Below are 3,565 nucleotides of genomic sequence, written 5' to 3'. Positions count from 1 at the left end.
TAATATATACTCCGCCCATCCCCGATTTTTAAAAAATTAAAACAAAAAAAAAGCTAAAGCATAACACCTTAGCCTTAAATCTTCTATGCAACTTTTAGCATATTTTCTAACTTGTCTTTTTCATCATATATTGCATCACACAACTTATAAGCATAATGTCTGCCTTTGTTTTCCTTAAACGCTTGATAAGCTATTTCGACTTCAATTCCGTCAAATGCTTCAAGATACAAATAACTCAATTCACTTTCATATACACTAACCAAACTTTTAAAAATCATAATTTCGTTCGCTTGTTCATCCTCGATCACAGTCAACACTAGATCAATCAAACTCAATCTGTCAACCGTCACCTTGTCGCTCTCTGACACAATATTATATTTACTTCGTTTAGTTTCGATTGCCTTAATCGTTCTATTCAAGCGATTGTTGAAACTTTTCTTATTCAATTCTAAGTTATGAATTGTCGCATCCACGCCTAAATTCAAAACTGATTTAACAAATGTCGATTGTGATTTAGTCAAGTTCTCTGCAAAGTCACAAGCATAAGCCTTATTAGGTAATGAATCTAATTTAGTGTTATCATACACATATTCATCTTGCAAGCTAGGGTAATCATCAAAGTAATGTTTCTTTGCTGTGTACTCATCTTTGTACTCTACAAGCGTTTGTTGCCATTCCTTTTTCTTACCCATTCTGTATTTACCAGTTTCGCTGATAAATTCCTCGCTTGTTAATGTATAAGCCTTCTGAAAACAATACTTCTCAATCTCAGAAAACTCAGCGTTAATATCATTGTTTCGTTCGTAGATAATCAGCGACTCCCACAAGTTGCTGATTAAGCTGTCTTTTGACGGATTCCAATCTTTGGTTGAGTATTTGCCAAACTTCTTATTTAATTTATTAACATAAACATTCATCCATTTGCTTTCAAGCATTTGCTCAATAATTTCATTTTTTCTTAATTCATTCTTGTTCATTCTAGTTCTCCGTTATCTTTTTTAGATAAACAAAGAACCCCCCATATTTTATTGCTATTACTTATTAAATTAAACGATCCCACTCGTTCAATCTTACTTTACTCAAACGATCGTCATTCGCTTGATTCACTTATTGTAAATTTATTATCTGTGCTTACAAACTCAATTACTCTATTATTAACACTTCTGCTTAATCGTCTCAGTTGATTATATTCGTCATTAAAATCAAAGCTGTGTTTGTCATCTAATTTATCTAAAACATAATCATTACGAAACAAAGGCAACCCATTTTTAACTGTGTTATTCTTACCTTCATTACAACTATATAAAAATTTGACATGCTTTCTAAAATCTCTCGTGAAGCCAAAATTCATCTTGTCTATCGTCATATTTCTATAGTTGCTTTTTGTAAATACTTTTCTTCTACTATATTCACTATTTTTTGTTACATGCACATACCAACATTTGTTATCTTTCACAGCTACTAAGTCAACGCCCATGACAATATCAATCAGCTTGTGTCTGAATACCGTGTAACCAAGCAATTCAAGTTGTTTAACAGTCATGAGTTCGATTAAATTACTTTTATAAGCTCTATCAGCTCGCCATGTCACACACTTTTCAATAAATTCTCTATCTTTGCTTTCGTTGTACCAATCGACTTTTTTTAGATATCTAAAGCTAATTTTTTTGTAGGCTTCAACATAAGCATCTTGCGTTATTACATTGTCATAAGCCTCCTCGTATGTCCAAAACAGTTTGATTGCTTCTTTCATGTATAGATGATTTTCGTACATGTTTTTTAGCTGTTTCTGCTCATCTGTCCAACTTCCATCATTTTGCCACACTCGTTCTTGCACACCTTTTTTTATAATTCTGTATAATTGTTTTTCATATTTTTTATTCATTTCAGTTCTTCCATTCTTTTTAAGTTTGAAAGAACCCCCATATTTTGTTAAATTTTAATTCTTAAAGCACTCGTCCTGCGCTGTTTATTTATTTAATTTTTGATCAATTTCTTGTTCAAGCATATCAATTTTCAGATTCATGAATTTCAATTCTGTTATCAATGATCTCATTGCAAGTTCTTCTATCGTTGCTGTAGTTGTATTTGTATTAGTATTAGTCATTTTGTTTTCTCCATTTTCTGCTATGTTACGCTATCGCTATCTTAGACAGTCGCTGTTTTCTTATCTGTTCTGTACTCTGCCAGCAAATCAAACGCATCTGCTTTGCTTTCTTCTTCTTTTTCATCAACATTCTTAACATTCTTAACATTTTTAAAGCTTGCTAATGCTTCAAGTTTTTTCATTCTCTCATCATCATTAATATTAATCACTTTTTGGTTATCCTCTTTCTTCTCAACTTGCTTTGTATGCTTTCTTACAACTTCATCAGCATTATAAGTAACAACTGTTTGTAATTGCTCCTCAGCCACCTCAACGACTTCTTCAACAACTGCAATCTCAGTTACCTCAATTACCTCAGCTTTAGCAACTTTATCATTTGCTTTAAGGTATTCACCGCTTGCAATTTGTTCTGCAACATAAGCATACAGTTCATCTTTATCGCTAAACTTAGCAAATATTAACTTTTCTTCTTTATTGCTTTTGCCTTTTAATTTAACTTTCTTGCTTGCAATAGCCTCAACCTCAATCAACATTTCAACTGTCTTAGCTACTGCCTTACGCCCTGTGTTATAATTTTTCCCGATTGTTTCAAGCGTGTCCCAGCATATATAGTTAGATAAGTTGCTTGACCAATTGAAATTTGCATCCTTTTCTGTTTTCGTTGCTCTAAATACTCTATGAGCGATAGATACATAACAAGCTAATGCTTTAACTTTATCAGTTGCTTTTTCAATCCCAAAGACAATTTTTTCAAATTCTTCTGCTGTGATTGAACTAAAACCTTGATTAGCACCTTTTGTTGAAACCTCTTGACTAAATTTAAAGTATTTTCTTTTTGCGATTTCTTTTACATCAACAACTTTTACAACGCTTGCTTTTGCAAGTTTTTTCAAAGATTCATTTATCTTATCTCTGTTTCTGTTTCTGTTGTCGTTTTCAATTTTCAGTGTGTCAAGCAAAGTTTCTGTTGATACATAACTTGTTTCTATTTCAGTTGTTTTGCTTTCTGCGTTTGAAACAAAAGGCAAGTTATTAAAAGCTATAGCAACTAATGTTGCATAGTCCCACTCGTTCATGTCTTTGTTATTAAAAATAGTATTTGTAATTGAATAATATGGTTTCATGTGTGTATCTCCTTAGACTAGGCTTTCATTGTATTTTTTCAATTCTTCGTTAAGTTCTTCATCTCTTACATAAAGACTAAATAGATTGTTTGTTTGTCTATTCTTCGCAATGGTCAAGCATGTAAAACCTTTGTTGCGTAAGTGTACTGATAACTTGCTGTCGTAGCAATAAAAAGCTTGATAAGTTGCTGGTGTCATTCTGTGTATCTCCTTTAGATTTAAAAAAGTATTTGACAATATTCTTCTTCCTGTTTTTCGTTAGCCAATCCCTACAAAGCCTTTATTTATAAGTATCTACGGTAAATGTATAAAAAGTTTTAAAAAGCACTTGACA

Annotated in this window: 5 protein-coding genes; all 5 read right to left on the bottom strand. The window is 32.0% G+C overall.

From position 1 onward, the window contains the following. Positions 1-83 precede the first annotated feature (83 nt). Entirely contained in the window at positions 84-977 is an 894-nt protein-coding gene (locus LRA01S_RS10275; protein ID WP_061775521.1) for a hypothetical protein, read from the bottom strand. Positions 978-1,090: 113 nt separating this feature from the next. Beyond that, a complete protein-coding gene (locus LRA01S_RS10270; protein WP_061775520.1) occupies positions 1,091-1,885 on the bottom strand; it encodes a hypothetical protein in 795 nt (264 codons plus the stop codon). A gap of 84 nt (positions 1,886-1,969) precedes the next feature. Further along, positions 1,970-2,107 carry a hypothetical protein gene (locus LRA01S_RS10995; RefSeq protein ID WP_156470239.1) on the bottom strand — a complete coding sequence of 46 codons (138 nt, stop codon included), beginning with the start codon at positions 2,105-2,107 and terminating at the stop codon, positions 1,970-1,972. Positions 2,108-2,148: 41 nt separating this feature from the next. Next, positions 2,149-3,231 carry a hypothetical protein gene (locus LRA01S_RS10265; RefSeq protein ID WP_061775519.1) on the bottom strand — a complete coding sequence of 361 codons (1,083 nt, stop codon included), beginning with the start codon at positions 3,229-3,231 and terminating at the stop codon, positions 2,149-2,151. 12 nt (positions 3,232-3,243) lie between these two features. Continuing rightward, positions 3,244-3,429 carry a hypothetical protein gene (locus LRA01S_RS10260; protein WP_061775518.1) on the bottom strand — a complete coding sequence of 62 codons (186 nt, stop codon included), beginning with the start codon at positions 3,427-3,429 and terminating at the stop codon, positions 3,244-3,246. Between the last annotated feature and the right edge of the window lie 136 nt (positions 3,430-3,565).

Source organism: Pseudolactococcus raffinolactis NBRC 100932 (assembly GCF_001591765.1).
GTDB lineage: Bacteria > Bacillota > Bacilli > Lactobacillales > Streptococcaceae > Pseudolactococcus > Pseudolactococcus raffinolactis.
Note: the sequence above shows the minus strand (reverse complement) of the source record. Positions and strands in the feature narration are given on the sequence as shown.